The following is a 20,536-nucleotide window of genomic DNA, read 5'->3' as shown; positions in this document are numbered from 1 at the left end:
GCGCTCGCCGGGAGCACTCTCAGTGGGCCTGGTAGGTCTCTCGGTGCAGCACGGAGTCCAGGGAAGTCCTTGCTCGCCAACCGAACCGCTCGAGGTCGGGCACGTCGGGCAGCTCGGTGACCCGCCCGACACACAACCAGGCGATCGGGTGGACATGCTCGGGCATGCCGACCAGCAAACGCAGGAAGTTCTCGCGGTAGAACGACACCCAGCCGACGCCGAGGCCTTCGGCGGTGGCGGCGAGCCAGAGGTTCTGGATCGCGCACACCACCGAATAGAGGCCGGCGTCGGGGATCGCGTGTCGGCCGAGTACCTGCGGCCCGCCGCGCGTCGGATCGTAGCCGACCACGACGCCCAGCCCGGATTCGCAGATACCCTCGATGGTGATGCGCGAAAAGGTCTGCGCGCGTTCGCCGCTCAGCGTTGAGGCGAACACTTCGCGTTCCGCGGCGACGTGGTCGCGGAAGGTGCGCAGTGTCTGCGGGGAGCGCACCAGCACGAAGTCCCACGGCTGGCTCATGCCGACCGACGGCGCGGCGTGGGCAGCGAGCAGGACCCGCTCGAGCACCTCGTCGGGGACCGGTTCACCGGAGAACTCGCGGCGGGTGTCGCGGCGCCGCCCGATCACGTCGTACAGCGCGGCCTGTGTATCTTCGCCCAAACGAACGTTTGGGCGTGGATTCCGGGCGTTTTCGCGCCCATTTGTCGGTTTGGGCGCCGTCACGGGCGCGCCGAGCGGTCGCGGGCGGGGTCGTAGAGGTGGCTTTCGCCGGCGCAGGGGTCCGGCCGGTCGGCGAGTGCGCGGCCGACGAGGATGACGGCGGCCTGCCGGAACCCGGCGGCCTCGACCGCGTCAGCGATGTCGGACACCGTGCCGCGCAGCACCGTCTCCTGCGGCTGGGACGCGCGATACACCACGACGACGGGGCAGTCGGAACCGTACTCGGGTACCAGTTCTGCCATCAGCTCCCGGATCCGGGTCACGGCCAGGTGCAGCACCAGCGTGGCGCGGGTGGCCGCGAACGCGGCGAGTGATTCGGTCGCTGGCATCGCGGTCGAGCGCTGCTGGGTGCGGGTCAGTACCACCGACTGCGCGACGAGGGGGACGGTGAGTTCACGGCCGACGCGGGCGGCCGCGGCCGCGTAGGCGGGCACACCGGGCGTGACGGTCCACGGCACGCCCGCCGCGTCGAGTCTGCGGGTCTGCTCGGAGACCGCGGAGTACACCGACGGGTCACCGGAGACAAGTCGCACGATCCGGCGTCCGGCGCGGTGGGCGGTGACGAGGCGGTCGACGATGGCGTCCAGATCCAGATCGGCGGTGTCGACGAGTTCGGCCGCGGGGGAGCAGTGGGTGAGCACCTCGGGATCGAGGTAACTGCCCGGGTAGAGCACGACGTCGGCGTCGGCGAGCATCCGCGTGGCCCGCACCGTCAGCAGGTCCGCGGCCCCTGGGCCGGCGCCGACGAACTGCACTGCCCGGTCGTCGTCCATCGCTTCGGAGTGTAGGGCCCGCCGGCGACCGTCAGCGCGGCGAACCCACGGCAGGCCGGGCGAGCGGCTCCGCGTCGACGAGTCCGCCGATCCGGCCGGTGGCTCGCGCGGCCAGCGGGCTCATCGCGGCGACCACGGCGAACAGCGTCCCCACCGCGACCGCTCCGGAGGCGCCGTACGCGTCGGTCGCCATCCCGGCGGTCGCGGTGCCCAGCGCGCCGCCGACCAGGGCGGCGCTGTGCAGCCAGCCGAACGCCTCGGTGGCGACGCTCTCGTCGATGTCCTGGGACACCGTGAAGTACAGCGCCGACATCGCCGGCGCGAAGCCCAGCCCCGAGACGAACAACGCGCAGAACTGCAGGGCCAGGACGTGGGTGGCCCCGAACAACGCGGTTCCCACCGCCACGACGGTCAGCGCGGCGACGATGCCGCGCAGGCCGAGGCGGCGGTGTCCCCAGGTCAGCCCGCCGACCACCGAGCCGACGCTGGCCAGGGCGATCGCAACGCCCGCGGTCATGCCGTCGCGGCCGAGTTCGGCCACCACCCCGACCTCCAGCGCGGTGAAGGACCCGACGAGTGCGCATCCGGCGACCATGGCGAGCAGCACGCTGCGGCGGGCGAACACCCGGCGGCCGGTTCCGGTGCGCGGTCCGCCGCGCGGGCGCAGCCCTCGCGCGCTCACCAGGAACCACGCGGTCCCAGCCAGGGTGATCACAGAAGACACGATCAGCGGCAGCGCCGTCGAGAGCAGCGTCGACAACGCCATCGCCGCGACAGGACCGACGACCCAGATCACCTCCTGCGCCGTGGTGTCCAGGGCGAACAGCGCCCGCACGCCGTCGCGGGGCAGCATCTGCGGGTACAGCGCGCGGACCACCGGCATCAGCGACGGCACGGACGCGCCCACCAGCAGCCCCAACGCCATGAGCGGAAGCCCGGAGGCCGTAGTGACCGCGAGCGCCAGCATGCTGAGCCCGTTGACCACGGCGCAGATCACCAGGGTCGGCGCGGTTCTACCGCCCCGGCCGGCCAACTTCGACGTGGCCGGCATCGCCACCGCCTCGCCGACGGTCAGGCACGCCACCACGGCGCCGGCCTGCGCGTACGAACCGGTGTGATGCTCGACGTGGACCAGGACGGCCAGCGACAGGATGCCGAGCGGAAGCCGCGCGAACAACTGCGCCGCCGTGATGTTCAGGACGCGCGGCACCCGGAAGAGAGCACGGTAGGTCCGCATGCCCGGACTGTACTGTCCAGACGGTGCAGTGAACCACCGAGTTTTAGGCTGGCCCCATGTCCTCGCGCGACCGCATCCTCGACGCCTACGCAGATCTGCTGGCAGAAGAGGGTGAGCGGTTCGCCACGGTCGACGCCGTGGCGGCGCGCGCCGGGGTGTCCAAGGGCGGGGTGCTGTACCACTTCCGGTCGAAAGACCAGCTCGCCGCGGCGGTGTGCGAGCGGTTGGCGACGCTCGCCGCCGAGGACTCCGAGGTGATGCGCACCGCGCCCGAAGGTCCGGCGCGCTACTACGTGCGCTCGTCGCACTACGAGGGCACGCCGTTGGACCGCGTGCTGGTGGCCGTGTCCCGCCTGCGGCAGGCCGGTGACGCACGGGCCCGGGCGGCGATCGAGGCCGCGGCCGAGGAATGGTTGACGATCCTGCACCAGGCGATCGGCGACCTGGACACCGCGCGGGCCGTCAAGCTGATCGGCGACGGTCTCTACTACAACGCGCTGCACCGTGCGCTGGGCGGGCAACCGGCGCCGTCGGCCGCCGATGAGGGACTGCTGGCGGTGATCGACCGGATGATCGCGTCGGCGGCCGGCTCTTAGGCGCGCGGCGGGGCGGTCGTCCCGCGCACGATCAGCGTCGGCTCCAGCACGACGTCCGACGTGCGCGGGGCACCGTCGACGAGCATCTGCACGGCGAGTTCGACGGCGTTGCGCGCGATGTCGGGTGCGTCCTGGTGGATCGTGGTGAGATCGATACGCGGGTTCTCCGACAGTCGGTTGTCGTCGTAACCGACGAGTGAAACATCCTCGGGCACAGCGACACCCGCGCGGGTGAAGACATCGAGGATGCCCAGCGCGCAACGGTCGTTGCCCGCCAGCACCGCCGTCGGCAGCGAGGGTTCGGCCAGCATCGCGCGCGCCGCGGCGGCACCGGCCTCCTCGTTGTGCGCTCCGGCGATCACGGCGATCTCGTCGGCCAGACCGTGCGCGCGCATCGCGGACTTGTAGGCGCGTGACCGGTCGGCCGATCCCGGGTCTGCGCCGCCGTCGACGTGGTGGATGCTGCGGTGCCCCAGTCCCACCAGGTAGTCGACCGCCTGCCGGATGCCCTTGGCGTCGTTGGTGCGCACCGTCGCCAGCGGCGTGTCCGAGGTCAACCCCGGCAGCCGCCGGCAGGCCACGACCACCGGTGCCCGCGTCGCCAGGTCGCGGAAGAAGCCGGGGTCCTCGTTCGGGCCGAGCAGGATGAGCGCCCCACAGCGATGGCTGAGCAGCGAGTCCACCACCGCGCCCTCGGTGCGGTCCGGCAGGTTCGCCGACAGCAGCACCTCGTAGCCCAGATGTTCTGCGGCGGGATAGATTTCGGTGACCAACTCGGCCTGGAAGAGCTGACGCACGTCGGTCATCACGCCCAGCGTGCGACTGCGTCCCTGGGCCAGCAGGCGTGCCGCGGAGTCCGGCTGGTAGCCGATCTCGCCGGCGATCGCGAGCACCCGCTGCCGCGTCTCCTCACTGGCGCCGGGTTTGCCGTCGAGGATGAACGACACCAGCGTCCGGGACACCCCGGCGCGCTCGGCGACGTCGGCCATCGTCGGGCGGCGTCGGCGAGGTGTGCTCACGGCGGGGATCCTCCACGGGAGTGACGGTTGACACATTCAGGGACGCGGTTCATAGTAGACCTCACGCGCGTTACTAACGCGCGTTAGTCGAGAGACGAGGACACCCGCATGAGCACCATCCGCGTCGGCTCCGCCCCTGATTCGTGGGGGGTGTGGTTCCCCGACGATCCGCAGCAGACGCCGTATCACCGCTTCCTCGACGAGGTCGCCGATTCCGGCTACGAGTGGATCGAGCTGGGCCCCTACGGATACCTGCCCACCGACCCGGAGAAGCTGCTCGCCGAGCTCGGCTCCCGCGGCCTGAAGCTCTCCGCCGGCACCGTGTTCGAGCATCTCCATCAAGATGATTCGTGGGATGCGGTGTGGACCCAGGTCGAGGACGTCGCCCGGTTGACCGCCGCCGTCGGCGGCACACACGTCGTCGTGATCCCGGAGATGTGGCGTGATCCGTCCACCGGCGCGGTCCTCGAGGACCGCGTGCTCACCCCCGAGCAGTGGCGCAAGAAGACCGAGGGCATGGACCAGCTCGGCAAGGCGATGTTCGAGACTTACGGTGTGCGGGCGCAATACCATCCGCACGCCGACTCCCACGTCGACACCGAGGAGAACGTCTACCGCTTCCTCGACGGCACCGACAGCGAGTTCGTCAACCTGTGTCTCGACACCGGCCACATCTCCTACTGCGGTGGGGATAACATCGCGATCATCCGCCGGGCACCCGAGCGCATCGGCTATCTGCACCTCAAGCAGGTCGACCCCGAGGTGCGGGCCAAGGTCGAGGCCGAGGACCTGCCGTTCGGCGAGGCCGTCAAGCTCGGCGCGATGACCGAACCCCCGCGCGGGATCCCGGACATGCCTTCGCTTCTGGCCGAGATCGAGCACCTCGGCATCGACGTGTTCGCGATCGTCGAGCAGGACATGTACCCCTGCGAGGTCGACGCCCCGCTGCCCATCGCCCAGCGCACCCGCACCTACCTCGGGTCCTGCGGCATCCCGTCCGTCACCTTCCGTTAGGAGCCGACCATGTCCGACTTGCGTATCGCCGTCCTCGGCGTCGGTCTGATGGGCGCCGACCACGTCGCGCGGATCACCTCCCGCATCTCCGGTGCCCGCGTCGCCGTCGTCAACGACTATGTGGCCGAGAAAGCCGAGCAGGTGGCGGCCGGCATCCCCGGGTGCCGTGCCATCGCCGACCCACTCGACGCCATCGCCGACCCCGATGTCGACGCCGTCCTGCTCGCGACCCCGGGGCCGACGCACGAGAAGCAGCTGCTGGCCTGCCTCGAGCACCGCAAGCCGGTGCTGTGCGAGAAGCCGCTGACCACCGACGTCGACACCTCGCTGGAGGTGGTCCGGCGCGAGGCCGAGCTCGGAACGCGGCTGATCCAGGTCGGGTTCATGCGCCGCTTCGATGACGAGTACGCCGCCCTGAAGGCGCTTCTGGACGGCGGCGAGCTCGGCAGCCCCCTGGTGCTGCACTGCGTGCACCGCAACCCGGCCGTCCCAGACCACTTCGATTCGGTGATGACGGTGCGTGATTCGCTCGTGCACGAGGTGGACGTGACCCGCTTCCTGTTCGGCGAGGAGATCACCTCGATCCAGATCGTCACACCGACGCCGAATCCGGCTGCGCGCGAGGGGTTGTTCGATCCGCAGATCGCGATCATGCGCACCGCCAGTGGCAAGCACGTCGACGTCGAGTTGTTCGTCACCACCGGCGTCGCCTACGAGGTACGCACCGAACTCGTCGCCGAGAAGGGCAGCGCGATGATCGGTCTCGACGTCGGCCTGGTCCGCAAGAGCGCCCCCGGAACCTGGGGCGGCACCATCACCCCGAGCTTCAAGGAGCGTTTCGGCCGCGCCTACGACACGGAGATCCAGCGGTGGGTCGACGCGGTCAGCTGCGGCCCCACCACAGGGACCTACACAGCCGGGCCGACCGCGTGGGACGGCTACGCCGCCACCGCCGTGTGCGAAGCGGGTGTCCAAGCCCTGCAGTCCGGACAACCCGTCGCGGTGGACATGGTCGACCGCGCCTCGATCCCAGGAGCCTGACATCGTGAAGATCGCACTGGATCCGACCCCGTTCCACCATGACTACTCGCTGCTCGAGTTCCCGGCTCTGGTCGCCGAATTGGGCTACGAATACCTGCAATTGACCCCGCACCGGGATTTCATCCCGTTCTTCAACCACCCACGCGCCGACGACGCCCTGGTTGCCGAGTTCCGGAAGGCGTGCGCGTCGGCAGGGGTGGGCATCGCGTCGGTGCTCCCGGTGCTGCGCTGGTCGGGTCCCGACGAGGACGCGCGTGAAGCGGCGGTGCGCAACTGGAAGCGCGTCGTCCAGATCACCGTCGACCTCGGCGTCAACGTGATCAACACCGAGTTCTCCGGACGGCCGGAGAAGGCCGAGGAGTCGGAGCGGGCGTTCTTCCGGTCGATGGAGGAACTCGTGCCGATCTTCGAGCGGGAGGGCATCGACGTACGCATCGACCCGCACCCCGACGACTTCGTCGAGGACGGGCTCGAGGCGGTGCGCATCATCCGCGGCGTGAACTCACCCAACATCGGCATGGTCTACGTCGCATGCCACAGCTTCCACATGGGCGCGAACATGGCCGAGATTATGGCCGCCGCCGGCGACAAACTGCGCCTGGTGCACGTCGCCGACACGATGGATCACCACCGCAGCCACGGCCTGCGCTACATCACCAATCCGCCGGGCAACCCGGTGCGGGTGCACCAGCACCTCAAGATCGGGGACGGCGACGTGAACTGGGACGAGTTCTTCGGCGGCCTGGCCAAGCTCGGCTTCTACGACCGCGACGACACCGTGATGGTGTCCAGCGTGTTCGCCGAAGACGAAGCCGCGCATGACGTCTCGCGCTATCAGCTCGAGACGATGACCGAATACGTCGCCAAGTACCGCTGATCTGCCGAAGCTGTATTCGACGCGCCAGATCGCCGGAAAACACCGCGTGGGACACAGTTTCGGCACGCCGGACGTAGGATCGCCAGTGTTGAGAGCAAACGGAAGCACAACGCCGCCGAGCGGCGTCGCCTGCTGTGCGACGCCGCGATCGAGCTGCTCGCCGACGAGGGGCCGCGCGGTCTGAGCCACCTCAAGGTCGACCGGCACGCCGGACTGCCCGACGGCACCACGTCCTTCTACTACCGAACCCGCGCGGCACTGCTGCACGGAGTCGCCGACCAGCTGGTGCGCTACGACGCCGAGGCGTTCACCGAGGCGTTCAAGGACGCACCCGACAGCAGCGGAACCGTCATCGCCGGCGTGCTGGCCGGGCAGATCCTGTCGATCCGCGAGGAACCGCAACGCTCCCGCACCCGCGCCCGGCTCGAGCTGACGATGTCGAAACACCGCGACACCGGTATTGCGTCCGAGTTCCAGCAGATGGCCGACAGCTACCGGGCGCTGGCCGAGCGCCTGGTGGTCGCGATCCAGACCGGCAACGGAACCCCCGTCGACCGGTCCCTCTGCGACGAACAGACCACGGTGCTGCTGGCCTACCTCGGCGGCCTGGTGTTCGGGTTCGCCAACGATTCACCGGATGAGATGAGCCGCGACGACATCGCGCGCCAGATCCGGGCGGTGATCATCGGCGTCGCGGCCGAACGGGCCGCGGATCACACCCCGATCAGCGACTCCAGCGGCGTGCGGGCGAAGTAGATCGCGAAGCCGACGGCCACCACCCACAGCAACGGGCTGATCTCACGCACCTTGCCCGCAGCGGACCGCATCACCACCCAGGAGATGAAGCCGACCCCGATGCCGTTGGCGATCGAGTAGCTGAACGGCATCACCGCCACGGTGAGCACCACCGGCAGGGCGACAGAGAACTCCGACAGCTCGATGTGCCGCAGGTGCGACACCATCATCGCGCCGACGATCACCAGCGCCGCGGCCGCCACCTCGGTGGGCACGATCGAGGCCAGCGGCGATACGAACATCGCCGCCAGGAACAGCACGCCGGTCACCAGGTTCGCGAGCCCGGTCCGGGCGCCCTCCTCGATGCCCGCGCCGGACTCGATGAACACCGTGTTCGACGACGACGAGGTCGCACCGCCGACGACCGCACCGGCACCCTCGACGATCAGCGCAGACTTCAGCCGGGGGAACGTGCCCTGGGCGTCGGAGAGTCCGGCTTCGCGGGACAGCCCCGTCATCGTGCCCATCGCGTCGAAGAAGTTCGCGAACACCAGCGTGAAGATCAGGATCACCGCGGCGATGACGCCGATACGGCTGAAGCTGTTCAGGCTGAACTCTCCCACCAGCCCGAGATCCGGCAGCGCGAACGGCGACCCGGACAGCGTCGGCACCGACAGCGCCCACCCGCCCGGCTTCTCGGTCCCCGAACCCAGGTGCCAGATCGCCTCGATGACGACGGCGACGACGGTGCCGGCCACCAGACCGATGAGGATGCCGCCCCGTACCCGCCGGGACACCAGGATGCCGGTGAGCAGCAGCGTGAGGACGAACACCAGCGTCGGCACCGTGGTGAGCGAGCCGAGGCCGCCCGCACCCAGCCCGACCGGTGGCGAGGCCAATCCGGTCGAGGCGATGAAGCCCGCGTCGACCAGCCCGATGAACAAGATGAACAGGCCGATGCCTGCGGTGATCGCGAGCTTGAGCTGCATGGGCACCGCGTCGAAGATGAGCCGGCGCAGGCCGGTGACGGCCAGCAGCACGATGATCACGCCGTTGATCACGACCAGGCCCATGGCCTCGGCCCACGTCAGTTCGCCGATGACCGTGGTGGCCAGGAACGAGTTGATGCCCAGGCCCGCGGCGAACGCGAACGGCAGCCGCGCGATCAGCCCGAACAGGATCGTCATCGTGCCGGCCGCCAGCGCGGTGGTGGCCGACACCTGCGCGAAGTTCAGCGACTGGCCCGTGACGTCCTTCGGGCTGGACAGGATGATCGGGTTCAGCACGATGATGTAGGCCATCGCGATGAACGTGACCAGCCCACCGCGGATCTCGGTGCCCACGGTGGACTGGCGGGCCGTGATCTCGAAGAAGCGGTCCACTCGGTTCATGCGCGGCTCAGTACCGCGGAGCAGGCGGTGGAGGCGGTTGCACCGGTAGGCACAGGCCGGTCTGCAGGTCCAAGGCCTTGCCCGGCAGGCAGAACGGAGTGCAGCCGTAGATGACGCCGGTCTGCCCGGGCGGGCACGATCCCGGCGGCTGTGCGGTGGCGGTCTGCGGTGCGGGGCCGGCGAGCATCGTCAGCGGAACGGCCGCTGCCGCTGCGGCGACCGCCACCATTCCCAGAAGTCGTTGTGTCGCAGTCACTTCCCGTCCCCTCTCAACGTGGCATTCCGGTGGCGACGCGCGGCGCTGCCTTGTCGGGCGCGACGTCGAGCACCAACTCCGCGACCCGGGCCCGGTGTTCCTCCGCGCTGCCGAGCAGCGCGGCATCGGTGTAGGCCCGCTTGTAGTACAGATGGGCCTGGTGTTCCCAGGTGAAGCCGATACCGCCGTGCACCTGGATGGTGTCGTTGGCCACCCGGGTGAAGGCGGCCGAGCACAGCGCCTGGGCGATGCTGACGGCCAGCGCGGGATCGTCGGAGCCGTCGGTCAGCGCCCAGATCGCGTGGTAGGCGGTCGATCGCGCATGCTCGACCGCGACGAGGGCGTCGGCGAGGCGGTGCTTGACCGCCTGGAACGAGCCGATCGGGCGGCCGAACTGCAGCCGTTTCTTGGCGTAGTCGACGGTCAGGTCGAGCAGGTGCTGCGCGGCGCCCACCTGTTCGACGGCCAGCAGCGCGGAGCCGACATGCAGCGCGTGGGCGATCACCCGGTCCGCCTCCTCGGGGCCGGCGATCAGCCGTCCGGGCGCGTCAACCAGGCCGACCGTCGCCTGCGGACGCGTCGGATCCAACGTCATCAATGGGATCCGTTGCACCGCAGTGTGATCGGTGTCCACGGCGAACAGCGCTGTGCCGTCCGGTGCGTCGGCGGCCACCAACACCACGTCGGCGGCTCCGGCGTCGACGACCCGCTCGACGGTGCCGGTGAGTGTCCATCCGTCGCCGTCGCGTGCGGCGGTGACGTCACCGATGGCGAATGCGGCGGTACGGGTCCCGTCGACCAGCGGACCCAGCAGATCCGAGGTCTTCGAGGCCGCGACGAGCGCGGGGATGGCCAGGTAGACCGTGCCGAACAGCGGTCCGGGCGCCAGCGCGGCGCCGAGTTCCTCGACGGCCACCGCCTGGTCGATCAGGGTGCCGCCGGCACCGCCGGCCGATTCGGGGACGGCCAGGCCCAGCACGCCGAGCTCCGAACCCAGCCGCGACCAGACCTTGGCGTCCCACGGCGGATCGGATTCCATCGCCGAGCGGATCGCCCGCTCGCCGGCGTGTTCGGCGCAGAAGCCGCGCACCGCCGCCCGAAGCTGGTTGTGCTCGTCGGTGAACACGAACTCGTCCCCCGCCAGCTCCTCACGCTCAGCTGCGCCCTTGGGCTGATCCGCAAGCTCCTCAGCTGCGCCCTTGGGCTGATCCGCAAGCTCCTCAGCCACGCGGGATCTCCTTCCACGCCATCCCCGCATCGGCCCGCAGATCGCCCGGCAGTCCGAGCACCCGCTCGCCGAGGATGTTGCGCATCACCTCTGACGTCCCGCCCTCGATGGTGTTGGCCCTGCTGCGCAGGAACCGCTGCTGGATCGGTCCCCGGTAGTCGTCGGGGTCGCCGTCACTCATCCCGTAGCCGTCGTAGAGCACGCCCTCGGGACCCAGCAGGTCCATGCAGAACTCGTAGATGTGCTGGTTGAGTTCGGCGCCGACGAGCTTGCCGATCGAGCCCTCCGGGCCAGGTCCGCCGATCGTCGCCGAGGCGCGGGACCGCTCGGAGGTGAGTCGCTGGGCCTCGGCGCGCAGCCACAGGCTGGTCAGCCGGTCGCGCAGCACCGGGGTGTGCAGGTCCGGACGCGACGCCCACAGCGTCACCGCGTCGGAGATGGTGCCTGCGCCGCGCCTGCTGCCGCTCGCGCCGAGCGCGCTGCGTTCGTTCATCAGCGTGGTCATCGCGACGCGCCAGCCGTCACCGACGCCGCCGAGTCGATGGGTGTCCGGGATGCGGACGTCGCTGATGTAGACCTCGTTGAACTCGGCATGCCCGGTCATCTGCCGCAGCGGGCGGGTTTCGACGCCGGGTGCGTGCATGTCGAGCACGAAGTAGGTGAGCCCCTTGTGCTTGGGCGCGTCGGGATCGGTACGGGCGAGCAGCAGGCCCCACCGCGCCCGGTGCGCCAGGCTGGTCCAGACCTTCTGACCGTTGACGATCCAGCTGTCCCCGTCGGGCACCGCGGACGTGGCCAGCCCGGCCAGATCGGACCCGGCGCCCGGCTCGGAGAACAACTGGCACCAGATGTCCTCGGTGGTGGCCAGGGGCCGCAGCAGCTGGCGGCGGACGTCGTCGGTCTGGGCGTGTTCGCGCACGGTCGGCGCGGCCATGCCGTAGCCCATCGGGTTCAGACCCAGCGGCACGGGTCCGCCGGCGCCCTGGAGGATGCGGTCGGCCACGGCCTGCAGGCCGCGGGAGACGCCGAGCCCGCCGAGACCCTCGGGGAAGTGCACCCAGGACAGGCCGGCGTCGAAGCACGCGCCGAGGAATTCAGGGATCGGCACCGTGCGCGGGTCGTGCTCCGCGACCACCCGGTGCGCGGCTTCGGCTACCCGGTCAGCATCGACGGCAGTGCCCATGAGAGCACCTTAGCCATCCCGGGTCGAACGTCTAGCCGGCAGTCAGCGCGAAGCGCTGGGCCTCGAACCTGTGGCGACGCTGGAGGAGGTACCGGAGCCACCGAACATCAAGTAACACAGTGATCCTTTACGCGGTCTTGGTGAGGAGAGGAAGCAGTTGACGCCGGGCGACCATCGCGTCGGCGAAGTGATTGAGGGCCTCGGGGACCGAGCCGGCGGCATCGAAGTCGATGCCGTGCGCACGCAGTGTCTGCTCGACCGGACGGCTGGCCACCATCGACCACTCGACCCCGGCGGCGCAGCATGCGTCGTCCACGGTGAACAGGAGCGAAATCGCTTCGGTATCAAACGAAGTGATCTCGCTGAGGTCGAGCACGAACGGCTTTTCCGCAAGCACGAAGCGGCGCGTGTACTCGGTGGCGCGGGCGATGTTGGCATCGCTGAGCGCGCCCCTGATCGTGACCACGGTGGCCAATTGGCGGCAATGCGCGCGAATGTCGGCGCCACCGCAATCAAAAGTCGGATTGCCGTACATCGCCGCCTCCCTCGATCAAGTGCTGATCCAAGCCCGTCGTCGGGCCTGACATGACTGAAGGTAGTGAGCCAATTTAAGGCCGTGGGGAGTAGCGACTAATACTTCGCTAAGAACTGCTTTCCCGGCCGCCAGCAAACTCGCCGGTAACTTTCATCCGCGGCGTTGCTGCTGGGAGCCGGTGTAGCCGACCCAGGGGTTGTAGTCGGCCAGCAGATCCTCCTGGGGTGGCCGCTTCGCCTCGGCGACGTGCTCGAGGTTGATGCGGATGCGGTACCAGACGGAGCTGGGGCCGCGCATACCGTCGACGAGAATGTCTGTCGGCTCGAGCTTTTCGGCGACCTCCGGATGCCTCTCCCGCCACTGCGCGAGGGCGGCCATCGCCTCGTCCTTGGTCTTGGTGCGCGCCACCTCGATCAGCGGTTTGGTCGATCGGCGCCTGCCGTCCGTCGACCGGTGCGCGCCCCGGGGCGCCTTCTCGGCCGGGCCCAGCCGCTCGGCCAGTTCGAGCAGCGACTCGAGCCCGCCGGCCGTGTCGTCCATGCCCTCCCACGGGTCGCCGTGCTCGGCGAAGCGACGGGGCACGGTCGAGATCGTGAACTCCTCGGGACGGCATCCGGCGACCTCGTCCCAGAACAGCGGCGTCGACACCCGCGCGTCCGGCGTGGCGCGCACGGAGTAGGCCGACGCCACGGTCCGGTCCTTCGCGTTCTGGTTGAAGTCGACGAAGACGCCGTGGCGCTCCTCTTTCCACCATCGCGCGGTGGCGGATTCGGGGGCGCGGTGTTCGACCTCCCGGGCGACGGCCTCAGCGGCCAGCCGAACGAGCTTGAACGGCCACCGGCGATGGATGCGGGCATAGATGTGGAACCCGCGCGAGCCCGACGTCTTCGGCCACGCCACCAGGCCGTGGTCCTCGAGCACCTCCCGCGCGACGAAGGCGACGTCGAGGATCTGCCGCCATCCCACCCCGGGCATCGGGTCCAGGTCGACGCGCAGTTCGTCGGGATGGTCCAGGTCGTCGGCGCGCACCGGGTGGGGATTGAGGTCCACGCACCCGAGGTTGACCGCCCAGATCAGCCCGGCCGGGCTGTGCAGCACCGCCTCCTTGGCCGACGTGCCCGACGCGTACTTGAGCTCCGCGACGTCGACGAAATCGGGCCGCTTCTCCGGGGCCCTCTTCTGGAACACCGCCTCCTCGGCGATGCCCTTGACGAACCGCTTGAGGATCATCGGGCGGTCGGCCACGCCACGAAGCGCACCCTCGGCGACCGCGCTGTAGTAGTCCATCAGGTCGCCCTTGGTCACCCCGAGGTCGCCGAAGACGATCTTGTCCGGATTGGTGATCGGCACCCGCTGCCCGCCGATCTCGAAAGACTCCCGGGCGGCCATTCCTTCATCGTAGGTTCCAGGCCACCCTGCGACGGTCGTCACATAAAGTTGACCCATGTCCAAGCTCACCGACCTGCCGTCGCAGGCGTTCGACAAGGTTCACCAGTCGGTCGGAAAGTACTGGGACCGGGGTACGGCCGAACTGCACTATGCCCGCAAGATGTTCGAGGCAGGCGCGCTGAAACTGGAGCCGCCGCAGGACATCGCCGCGTTCGTCGCCGACATCCGACGCTGGGGCGAGATCGGCATGATCCCCGCGCTCAACGCCCGCCGCACCCCGCACCGGCCCGCGGTCATCGACGACTTCGGTGAGATGACGTTCAAGGAGCTCGACGACGCCGCCAACGCGGTGGCCAACGCGCTGCTCGCCAAGGGGGTCAAGGGCGGCGACGGCGTGGCGATCCTGGCGCGCAACCACCGGTGGTTCCTGGTGTCGTGGTTCGGCGTGGCCAAGACCGGCGCGCGCATCATCCTGCTCAACAGCGAGTTCTCCGGTCCACAGATCAAGGAGGTGTCGGAGCGCGAGGGCGCCAAGCTGATCATCTACGACGACGAGTACACCGCCGCGGTCGCGCAGGCCGAGCCCGAGCTGGGCAAGCTGCGGGCGCTGGGGATCAACCCCGACAAGCCCGACGAGCCGTCGGCAAGCACCTGCGAGACCCTCGAGGAGCTGATCGCCAGGACCACGGCGAATCCGCCGCCCAAGGTGTCGCGGAACTCCTCGATCATCATCCTGACCAGCGGCACCACCGGGACGCCGAAGGGCGCCAACCGCAGTGCCCCGCCGTCACTGGCGCCGATCGGCGGTGTGCTGTCCTCGGTGCCGTTCAAGGGTGGCGAGGTGACCTCGCTGCCCGCGCCGATGTTCCACGCGCTGGGCTTCCTGCACGCGACGGTCGCCATGATGCTCGGCTCGACACTGGTGCTGCGCAGGCGCTTCAAGCCGGCCACCGTGCTCGCCGACATCGAGAAGCACAGGGCCACCGCGATCGTGGTGGTGCCGGTGATGCTCTCGCGAATGCTCGACGAGCTCGACAAGACCTCACCCAAGCCGGATCTGTCGTCGCTGCGCATCGTGTTCGTCTCCGGCTCCCAACTCGGCGCCGAGCTCGCCACCAGGGCGCTGAAGGAGCTCGGCCCGGTCATCTACAACCTGTACGGGTCGACCGAGGTATCCTTCGCGACCATCGCTGGGCCGCAACATCTTTCGATCAACCCGGCGACCGTCGGCCCGGTGGTCAAGGGGATGAAGGTCAAGATCTTCGACGACAACGGCAACGAGGTGCCCCACGGCGAGGTCGGCAGGATCTTCGTCGGCAGCTTCTTCCCGTTCGAGGGCTACACCGGCGGGGGCGGCAAGCAGATCATCGACGGCCTGCTGTCGTCGGGCGACGTCGGCTATTTCGACGAGAACGGTCTGCTCTACGTCAGCGGCCGCGACGACGAGATGATCGTCTCCGGAGGCGAGAACGTGTTCCCCGCCGAGATCGAGGACCTCGTCAGCGGGCACCCCGAGGTCGTCGAGGCCACCGCGCTGGGTGTCGAGGACAAGGAGTGGGGCCACCGGTTGCGGTGCTTCGTCGTCAAGGCCGAGGGCGCCTCGATCGACGAGGACGCGATCAAGGCCTACGTGAAGGAGAATCTGGCCCGCTACAAGGTGCCCCGCGAGGTCGTCTTCCTCGACGAGCTGCCCCGTAACCCGACGGGCAAGATCCTCAAGCGGGAGCTGCGCGAGATGGACGTGGAATAGCCGGCGCTCATTTGACGGCGCCGGCCATGATCGCCGAGCCCGGCACGGCGAGGGTGACGAGCATCAGGAGCATCAGAAACCAGCCGGCACCCTGCCACGCCGCCCAGCCGCGTTCGGCCTTCCACTCGCGGTAGGTCCGCACGAACGCGCCGAGCCCGCCCAGGAACAGGAACGCCGGTACGAGGGAGGCGGCGTACACGGAGTCGCGGGCGCCGAACGCGAAGAACGCGAACGCCAGCGCGGCCAGGGCGACGACGACGGCGGTGTAGGTGACGGCCGCGCGCGTCGTGCCCGGGCTGGCGAACCGTTTCTCGGTGAAGTCACGGTCGTTGGTCATGACTGCGGGGTTCCCGGCCGGCCCGCGCGGAAACGTGCGCCGAGCGTGCGCTCACGGCGGAAAACATCGTGCCGAACCGCCGAGAACGCACGCTCGTTCACGCCCGGGTTACGGGTCGCGCGGCAGCCCGAGCAGGCGCTCGGCGATGATGTTGAGCTGCACCTCCGAGGTGCCGCCGTAGATCGTCGTGGCACGCCCGGCCAGCAGGTACTCGGCCCACTTGCCCGACGCCTGGCCGTGGTCGCCGACGGCCGCGTCGGTGCCGAACGAGGACACCCCGAACTCCGCGTAGCCCTGCCCGGTCTTCATGGACAGCAGCTTGGAGATCGCGGCCGCGGGCATCGGATCCCCGCCGGCCAGCGTCAGCAGCGTCGAGCGCATGTTCAGCAGCTTGGCGGCGTGCCCCTCGGCGATCAGCCGGCCCGCCTCGTTCTGCTCGATCTGGTCGAAGTGCCCGTCGCGGACGAACTCGACGAACTGCTCGAGGCTGGCCAGGAACGGCGGCTCGCTGCTGCCGATCGAGACGCGCTCGTTGGTCAGCGTGTTGCGGCTGACCTCCCAGCCGCGGTTCACCTCGCCGAGCACCATGTCGTCGGGCACGAACACATCGTCGATGAACACCGTGTTGAACATCGCGTTGCCGGTCAGCTCGCGCAGCGGCTTGACCTCGACGCCCTCTGCCTTCATGTCGAGCAGGAAGTACGTGATGCCATTGTGTTTTGGAGCGCTTGGTTCAGTTCTCGCCAGAAGCGCACCCCACGCCGAGAACTGCGCGCCGGTGGTCCAGATCTTCTGGCCGGTGATGCGCCAGCCGCCGTCGACCTTGGTGGCCTTGGTGGTCAGGCTCGCCAGGTCGGAGCCGGCGCCGGGCTCACTGAACAGCTGGCACCAGATCATCTCGCCGCGGAAGGTGGGGGGCAGGAACCGCTGCTGCTGGGCCTCGGTTCCGTAGGCGACGATCGACGGGATGATCCACGCGGCGATGCCCATCTGCGGCCGCTTGACCCGGCCGGACGAGAACTCCTGGGCGATGATGATCTGCTCGATCGGGCCCGACGCCCGTCCCCACGGCTTGGGCAGGTGCGGCTGTACCCAGCCGCCCTCGGCGATCGCGGTGTTGCGCTCCTCCTTCGGGATCGCCTTCAGCGCAGCGACTTCGGCGCGGATCTCCTCCCGCAGCTTGAGGGTGTCGGGATCCAGGTCGATGTCGATCGAGCGCATGCCCGTCGTCGTCGCGGTGTCGACCACCTGCTGCGGGTAGTCGGCGTGCCGGCCGAAAGCGGCCGCCAGCACGATCGCGCGCCGGTAGTACACGTTGGTGTCGTGCTCCCAGGTGAAGCCGATGCCGCCGTGTACCTGGATGCAGTCCTGCGCGCAGTGCTGCGCGGCCACGGGTGCCAGGGTCGCGGCGACGGCTGCGGCGAATTGGAAGGAGGAAGCCTTCTCCGAACTCCCCTGCAGCTCTTCGTCGATCGCGCGGGCGGCGTCCCACACGGCGCTGGTGGCGCGCTCGGTCTCGGCGATCATCCCGGCGCACTTGTGCTTGATGGCCTGGAACTGCCCGATCGGCCTGCCGAACTGCTCGCGGATCTTGGCGTACTCCGACGCGGTGTCGGTGGCCCACCGGGCCACACCGATGCACTCCGCCGACAGCAGGGTGGTGATGAGCGCGCGGGCGAGGTCGCGGCTGACGCCGCTCAGCACCCGCTCGTCGCCGACCTCGACGGCGTTGGCGCGCACGTGCGCCACCGGACGCAGCGGATCGACGCTGGGCACCGGCTCGATCTCGAGCGCCTCCGCGTCGAGAACCACCCACTCCTCACCGGATTCGATGGCCACCGGCAGCACCAGCACCGACGCCTGCGCGGCCGCGGGCACCGCGCGGACCTCACCGCGGATCACCAGCCCGGTGCCGTGCCGCGTCGCGGTCAGGCCCGAATCGATGGCGTAGGCGGCGATGACCTCGCCCGAGGCCAGGCCGGTGAGCACCTCGGCCTTCGGGTCGTGCGCGGCGATCAGCGCGCTGGCGATGGCCGACGGTACGAAGGGGCCGGGGACCGCACCGTAGCCGAACTCGGCGGCGACGATCCCCAGCTCGAGGATGCCGAAACCCTGACCGCCGACGTCCTCGGAGAGATGGACACCCTGCAGCCCCTGCTCGGCAGCGGCCTTCCAATACGGCGGCGGATTGGGGACGGGGTTCTCGAGTGCTTCGTGCAGGACCTCGGACGGCGCGACGCGCGCGACGAACGACCGCACCGAATCGGCGAGGTCGTTGTGCTCTTCGAGGATGGCGATGGGCATGGCGGACCCTCCGTTGGGCTGCTGGCTAACCGGTTGGTTGGTCCGAGGTTACCTCGCCACCTGGTTCACCAGGTTGGCGAGGTCCCGTCCGTCACGGAGTCGTTCGCAGTTGTCGACGGCGACCTCCAGGTACCGCCGCATCGTGTCGGCGGTGTACCAGGTCACGTGCGGGGTGAGCACGACGTTGTCGAGAGTGAGCAGCGGGTTGTCCGCCGGCACCGGCTCGACCGCGAACACGTCCAGCCCGGCTGCGGCCAGTGAGCCGGTGCGCAGGGCCCCGGCCAGCGCGTCCTCGTCGATGATGGGTCCGCGGGAGGTGTTGACCAGGACTGCATCCGGCTTCATCGAGGCCAATGCCTCTCGTCCGAGCAGGCCCCGGGTGACGTCGGTGAGCGGCAGGTGCAACGAGACGATGTCGCTCTCGGCCAGCAGGTCCGGCAGGCTGCGCCAGCCGGGGGTGCCGTCGTCGCGGGTGCTGGTGTGGACCACCCGGGCGTCCATCGCGGTCACGATCCGTTCGACGCGCGTGGCAACGTTGCCGTAGCCGACCAGCCCGACGGTGCAGCCGCCGATGTCGCGGACGGTCTCCCCGAGGGTGGGGTCGGACGGCCACCCGGTGCCTGCGCGGGTGGCCGCGTCGAGCGCGGGCAGACGACGCAGCGCGGCGAGCATCAGCAGCACGGTGCCCTCGGCGACCGAGGGTGCGTTGGCGCCCGGCATGTTCGCCACCGCGATCCCGCGTTCGGTGGCTGCATCGACAGCGATCGTGTTGACGCCGGCGCCGAGCTTGTGCACCAGGCGCAGCCGGGCGCCTTGGGCGATGTCCTCCGCCGACAACGGGCGCAGCACGTGCCACAGCACGTCGGCCTCGGGCAGCTCCCGGTAGAAGGTCGCGTCGTCGTCCTCGGCGCAGTACCGGATATCGAGCCAATCCGTATGCGGTGCAAGGAAAGCCGACACCCTGTCGCCGGGAACGAAGTGGGCCAGAACTCTCACCAGCGGCGTGCGATCCACGTGGCGATGGTATCGGCCTTGTCCTCGCGCGCCCCCGGCGTCGTGAAGTAGTGGTCGGTGTCGATCGAGCACCGCGTCTTGTCCGCCGACGCGAGCGCGTCGAAGATCCTCGCCGCGTCCGACGGGTAGACGCCGGTGTCGCGCCCGGCGTTGATCACCAGCGCCGGGCAGTCGATGCGGTTCAGGTGCGGTTCGGCCCGGGTCTGCGCGTGGCGCAGGCTCCACATGCCGAGCCAGTTGCGCAGGGTGGTGGCCGCGGCGATCCCGTGGGTGGACCGGTTGGCCTTGACGGGCATGCCCGCATAGCACGAGTTGGGCTCCCGCCCGGTGGGTTCGATGCTGGGGTCGACCATCCGGGGGTCAGCCCACGTCCGCATCACGGTGAAGGGGCGATCGGAGAATCCCGCGGCCCGCACCCGGGTCAGTTCGGCTTCCGCCCAGTCGGTGATCGCGTCGTTACGGGCGATCTGGGCGGCGCGGTAGCGCGCCACGAATTCCGCGGAGTAGGGCGGGCCGTTGCGGTCGTCGAACAGGTCGAGGTCGGGATCGGTTGTGACGGCGTCGTTCTCGTCGACCACGGAGGCGTCCATCCAGGCGGTCAGGACGTCCGGGCGGCCCGGGTGCGCGGCGCTGGCCACATAGCCGTCGGCGGCGGGCAGATCGTCGAGTCCGGCGGCGGGCCGCATGCCCGCCAGCGGGGCGACGTGCCGGTGCACGGCGTTGGCCTGGTAGGCGGCCATCAGCGAACCGCCACCCGAATTACCCAGCAGGATCACGGTTTCGATGCCCTGCGCCTCCCGAAGCCACCGCACCCCGACGCCGATGTCCACCAGCGCGTGGTCGAGCAGGAAGCTGCTCTCGAAACCGCGGAAGCGGGTGTTCCAGCCCAGGAAGCCGATGCCCCGGGCCGCCAGATGCTCGGCGAGGTAGTGCTCCGAGAAGTCGATCTGATAGTGCGTGGCGATCACCGCCACCGTGGGGCGCGACCCCGGGCTGCGGTGGTAGAGGCCCTGGCACGGATGCCCGCCGGAGCCCGCGCGGTGCGCGGTGGTCGAGTCCAGTCCGACGAACTCGCGGGTGGTGTCGCTCATCGATCTCCGGCCTTCTGCGCGATTTCTCGTCGGTCTGCTGTCCCC

Annotated in this window: 20 protein-coding genes; 6 read left to right on the top strand and 14 right to left on the bottom strand. The window is 69.6% G+C overall.

The annotated features are described in order from the left end of the window. Window positions 1–19: 19 nt before the first annotated feature. The 3 genes from bluB to G6N45_RS02830 are packed head-to-tail and all read right to left on the bottom strand — an operon-like array spanning window position 20 to window position 2,731. On the bottom strand, window positions 20–661 hold the full coding sequence (gene bluB, locus G6N45_RS02840; RefSeq protein WP_163720323.1) for a 5,6-dimethylbenzimidazole synthase: 642 nt from the start codon (window positions 659–661) through the stop codon (window positions 20–22). 59 nt (window positions 662–720) lie between these two features. Then, on the bottom strand, window positions 721–1,494 hold the full coding sequence (gene cobM / locus G6N45_RS02835; RefSeq protein ID WP_163720322.1) for a precorrin-4 C(11)-methyltransferase: 774 nt from the start codon (window positions 1,492–1,494) through the stop codon (window positions 721–723). Window positions 1,495–1,525: 31 nt separating this feature from the next. Next, on the bottom strand, window positions 1,526–2,731 hold the full coding sequence (locus G6N45_RS02830) for an MFS transporter (RefSeq protein ID WP_163720321.1): 1,206 nt from the start codon (window positions 2,729–2,731) through the stop codon (window positions 1,526–1,528). 56 nt (window positions 2,732–2,787) lie between these two features. Here G6N45_RS02830 and G6N45_RS02825 point away from each other — a divergent pair, with 56 nt between their 5' ends. After that, window positions 2,788–3,327: a TetR/AcrR family transcriptional regulator gene (locus G6N45_RS02825; RefSeq protein ID WP_163720320.1), complete on the top strand. Its 540-nt coding sequence runs from the start codon at window positions 2,788–2,790 to the stop codon at window positions 3,325–3,327. On the opposite strand, the gene G6N45_RS02820 is transcribed toward G6N45_RS02825, so the two are convergent. After that, window positions 3,324–4,316, bottom strand: a complete 993-nt coding sequence (locus G6N45_RS02820) for a LacI family DNA-binding transcriptional regulator (protein WP_179965334.1) — start codon at window positions 4,314–4,316, stop codon at window positions 3,324–3,326. The two genes, G6N45_RS02825 and G6N45_RS02820, sit on opposite strands and share 4 nt — an antisense overlap. A gap of 138 nt (window positions 4,317–4,454) precedes the next feature. On the opposite strand from G6N45_RS02820, the gene G6N45_RS02815 reads away from it, so the two are divergent. The 4 genes from G6N45_RS02815 (at window position 4,455) to G6N45_RS02800 (ending at window position 8,034) form a co-directional block, all read left to right on the top strand. Then, a complete protein-coding gene (locus G6N45_RS02815; protein ID WP_163720318.1) occupies window positions 4,455–5,360 on the top strand; it encodes a sugar phosphate isomerase/epimerase family protein in 906 nt (301 codons plus the stop codon). Window positions 5,361–5,369: 9 nt separating this feature from the next. Beyond that, complete coding sequence (locus G6N45_RS02810; RefSeq protein ID WP_163720317.1) at window positions 5,370–6,401, top strand: Gfo/Idh/MocA family protein; 1,032 nt, start codon at window positions 5,370–5,372, stop codon at window positions 6,399–6,401. 4 nt (window positions 6,402–6,405) lie between these two features. Beyond that, window positions 6,406–7,278 (top strand): sugar phosphate isomerase/epimerase family protein, encoded by an 873-nt coding sequence (locus G6N45_RS02805; protein WP_057150181.1) that lies wholly within the window; start codon window positions 6,406–6,408, stop codon window positions 7,276–7,278. A gap of 153 nt (window positions 7,279–7,431) precedes the next feature. Further along, window positions 7,432–8,034: a TetR/AcrR family transcriptional regulator gene (locus G6N45_RS02800; RefSeq protein WP_163727682.1), complete on the top strand. Its 603-nt coding sequence runs from the start codon at window positions 7,432–7,434 to the stop codon at window positions 8,032–8,034. Here the strand turns inward: G6N45_RS02800 and G6N45_RS02795 are convergent. The 6 genes from G6N45_RS02795 to G6N45_RS02770 form a co-directional block, all read right to left on the bottom strand. Continuing rightward, window positions 7,992–9,404, bottom strand: a complete 1,413-nt coding sequence (locus G6N45_RS02795) for an NCS2 family permease (protein WP_163720316.1) — start codon at window positions 9,402–9,404, stop codon at window positions 7,992–7,994. The two genes, G6N45_RS02800 and G6N45_RS02795, sit on opposite strands and share 43 nt — an antisense overlap. Before the next feature lie 7 nt (window positions 9,405–9,411). Continuing rightward, window positions 9,412–9,660: a hypothetical protein gene (locus tag G6N45_RS02790; RefSeq protein ID WP_163720315.1), complete on the bottom strand. Its 249-nt coding sequence runs from the start codon at window positions 9,658–9,660 to the stop codon at window positions 9,412–9,414. Window positions 9,661–9,673: 13 nt separating this feature from the next. After that, complete coding sequence (locus G6N45_RS02785) at window positions 9,674–10,888, bottom strand: acyl-CoA dehydrogenase family protein (protein WP_246228856.1); 1,215 nt, start codon at window positions 10,886–10,888, stop codon at window positions 9,674–9,676. Beyond that, a complete protein-coding gene (locus tag G6N45_RS02780) occupies window positions 10,881–12,071 on the bottom strand; it encodes an acyl-CoA dehydrogenase family protein (RefSeq protein WP_163720313.1) in 1,191 nt (396 codons plus the stop codon). Before G6N45_RS02780 ends, G6N45_RS02785 begins: the two co-directional genes overlap by 8 nt. Before the next feature lie 127 nt (window positions 12,072–12,198). Beyond that, the gene (locus tag G6N45_RS02775; RefSeq protein WP_057150188.1) at window positions 12,199–12,606 is read right to left on the bottom strand and encodes an STAS domain-containing protein; all 408 of its coding nucleotides are present in this window, start codon (window positions 12,604–12,606) and stop codon (window positions 12,199–12,201) included. Window positions 12,607–12,756: 150 nt separating this feature from the next. Then, window positions 12,757–13,995: a DNA polymerase domain-containing protein gene (locus tag G6N45_RS02770; RefSeq protein ID WP_163720312.1), complete on the bottom strand. Its 1,239-nt coding sequence runs from the start codon at window positions 13,993–13,995 to the stop codon at window positions 12,757–12,759. 55 nt (window positions 13,996–14,050) lie between these two features. Between G6N45_RS02770 and fadD2 the strand changes: the two genes are divergently transcribed. Beyond that, window positions 14,051–15,745, top strand: coding sequence for a long-chain-fatty-acid--CoA ligase FadD2 (gene fadD2, locus G6N45_RS02765; RefSeq protein WP_163720311.1), 1,695 nt, complete (start codon window positions 14,051–14,053; stop codon window positions 15,743–15,745). Window positions 15,746–15,752: 7 nt separating this feature from the next. Here fadD2 and G6N45_RS02760 read toward each other — a convergent pair whose 3' ends face one another. The 4 genes from G6N45_RS02760 to G6N45_RS02745 form a co-directional block, all read right to left on the bottom strand. After that, entirely contained in the window at window positions 15,753–16,082 is a 330-nt protein-coding gene (locus G6N45_RS02760) for a hypothetical protein (RefSeq protein ID WP_163720310.1), read from the bottom strand. 108 nt (window positions 16,083–16,190) lie between these two features. After that, window positions 16,191–18,386 (bottom strand): acyl-CoA dehydrogenase family protein, encoded by a 2,196-nt coding sequence (locus G6N45_RS02755; RefSeq protein ID WP_163720309.1) that lies wholly within the window; start codon window positions 18,384–18,386, stop codon window positions 16,191–16,193. Between the two features lie 48 nt (window positions 18,387–18,434). After that, a complete protein-coding gene (locus G6N45_RS02750) occupies window positions 18,435–19,382 on the bottom strand; it encodes a 2-hydroxyacid dehydrogenase (RefSeq protein ID WP_163727679.1) in 948 nt (315 codons plus the stop codon). Further along, window positions 19,379–20,491 (bottom strand): alpha/beta fold hydrolase domain-containing protein, encoded by a 1,113-nt coding sequence (locus tag G6N45_RS02745; protein WP_163720308.1) that lies wholly within the window; start codon window positions 20,489–20,491, stop codon window positions 19,379–19,381. Before G6N45_RS02745 ends, G6N45_RS02750 begins: the two co-directional genes overlap by 4 nt. Between the last annotated feature and the right edge of the window lie 45 nt (window positions 20,492–20,536).

Origin of the sequence: Mycolicibacterium psychrotolerans, assembly GCF_010729305.1 — a bacterium.
GTDB classification, from domain to species: Bacteria; Actinomycetota; Actinomycetes; order Mycobacteriales; family Mycobacteriaceae; genus Mycobacterium; species Mycobacterium psychrotolerans.
The sequence above is the reverse complement of the archived record's forward strand: the minus strand, read 5'-3'. Positions and strand labels throughout refer to the sequence as shown.

What these genes read in the sequence shown, in the direction of transcription:
- G6N45_RS02825 (WP_163720320.1), top strand. Translation starts at nt 2,788, where the DNA reads ATGTCCTCGCGCGACCGCATCCTCGACGCCTACGCAGATCTGCTGGCA.
- G6N45_RS02830 (WP_163720321.1), bottom strand. Translation starts at nt 2,731, where the DNA reads ATGCGGACCTACCGTGCTCTCTTCCGGGTGCCGCGCGTCCTGAACATC.
- G6N45_RS02780 (WP_163720313.1), bottom strand. Translation starts at nt 12,071, where the DNA reads ATGGGCACTGCCGTCGATGCTGACCGGGTAGCCGAAGCCGCGCACCGG.
- G6N45_RS02755 (WP_163720309.1), bottom strand. Translation starts at nt 18,386, where the DNA reads ATGCCCATCGCCATCCTCGAAGAGCACAACGACCTCGCCGATTCGGTG.
- G6N45_RS02815 (WP_163720318.1), top strand. Translation starts at nt 4,455, where the DNA reads ATGAGCACCATCCGCGTCGGCTCCGCCCCTGATTCGTGGGGGGTGTGG.
- G6N45_RS02810 (WP_163720317.1), top strand. Translation starts at nt 5,370, where the DNA reads ATGTCCGACTTGCGTATCGCCGTCCTCGGCGTCGGTCTGATGGGCGCC.
- G6N45_RS02760 (WP_163720310.1), bottom strand. Translation starts at nt 16,082, where the DNA reads ATGACCAACGACCGTGACTTCACCGAGAAACGGTTCGCCAGCCCGGGC.
- G6N45_RS02745 (WP_163720308.1), bottom strand. Translation starts at nt 20,491, where the DNA reads ATGAGCGACACCACCCGCGAGTTCGTCGGACTGGACTCGACCACCGCG.
- fadD2 (WP_163720311.1), top strand. Translation starts at nt 14,051, where the DNA reads ATGTCCAAGCTCACCGACCTGCCGTCGCAGGCGTTCGACAAGGTTCAC.
- G6N45_RS02770 (WP_163720312.1), bottom strand. Translation starts at nt 13,995, where the DNA reads ATGGCCGCCCGGGAGTCTTTCGAGATCGGCGGGCAGCGGGTGCCGATC.
- G6N45_RS02820 (WP_179965334.1), bottom strand. Translation starts at nt 4,316, where the DNA reads ATGGCCGACGTCGCCGAGCGCGCCGGGGTGTCCCGGACGCTGGTGTCG.
- G6N45_RS02775 (WP_057150188.1), bottom strand. Translation starts at nt 12,606, where the DNA reads ATGTACGGCAATCCGACTTTTGATTGCGGTGGCGCCGACATTCGCGCG.
- G6N45_RS02795 (WP_163720316.1), bottom strand. Translation starts at nt 9,404, where the DNA reads ATGAACCGAGTGGACCGCTTCTTCGAGATCACGGCCCGCCAGTCCACC.
- cobM (WP_163720322.1), bottom strand. Translation starts at nt 1,494, where the DNA reads ATGGACGACGACCGGGCAGTGCAGTTCGTCGGCGCCGGCCCAGGGGCC.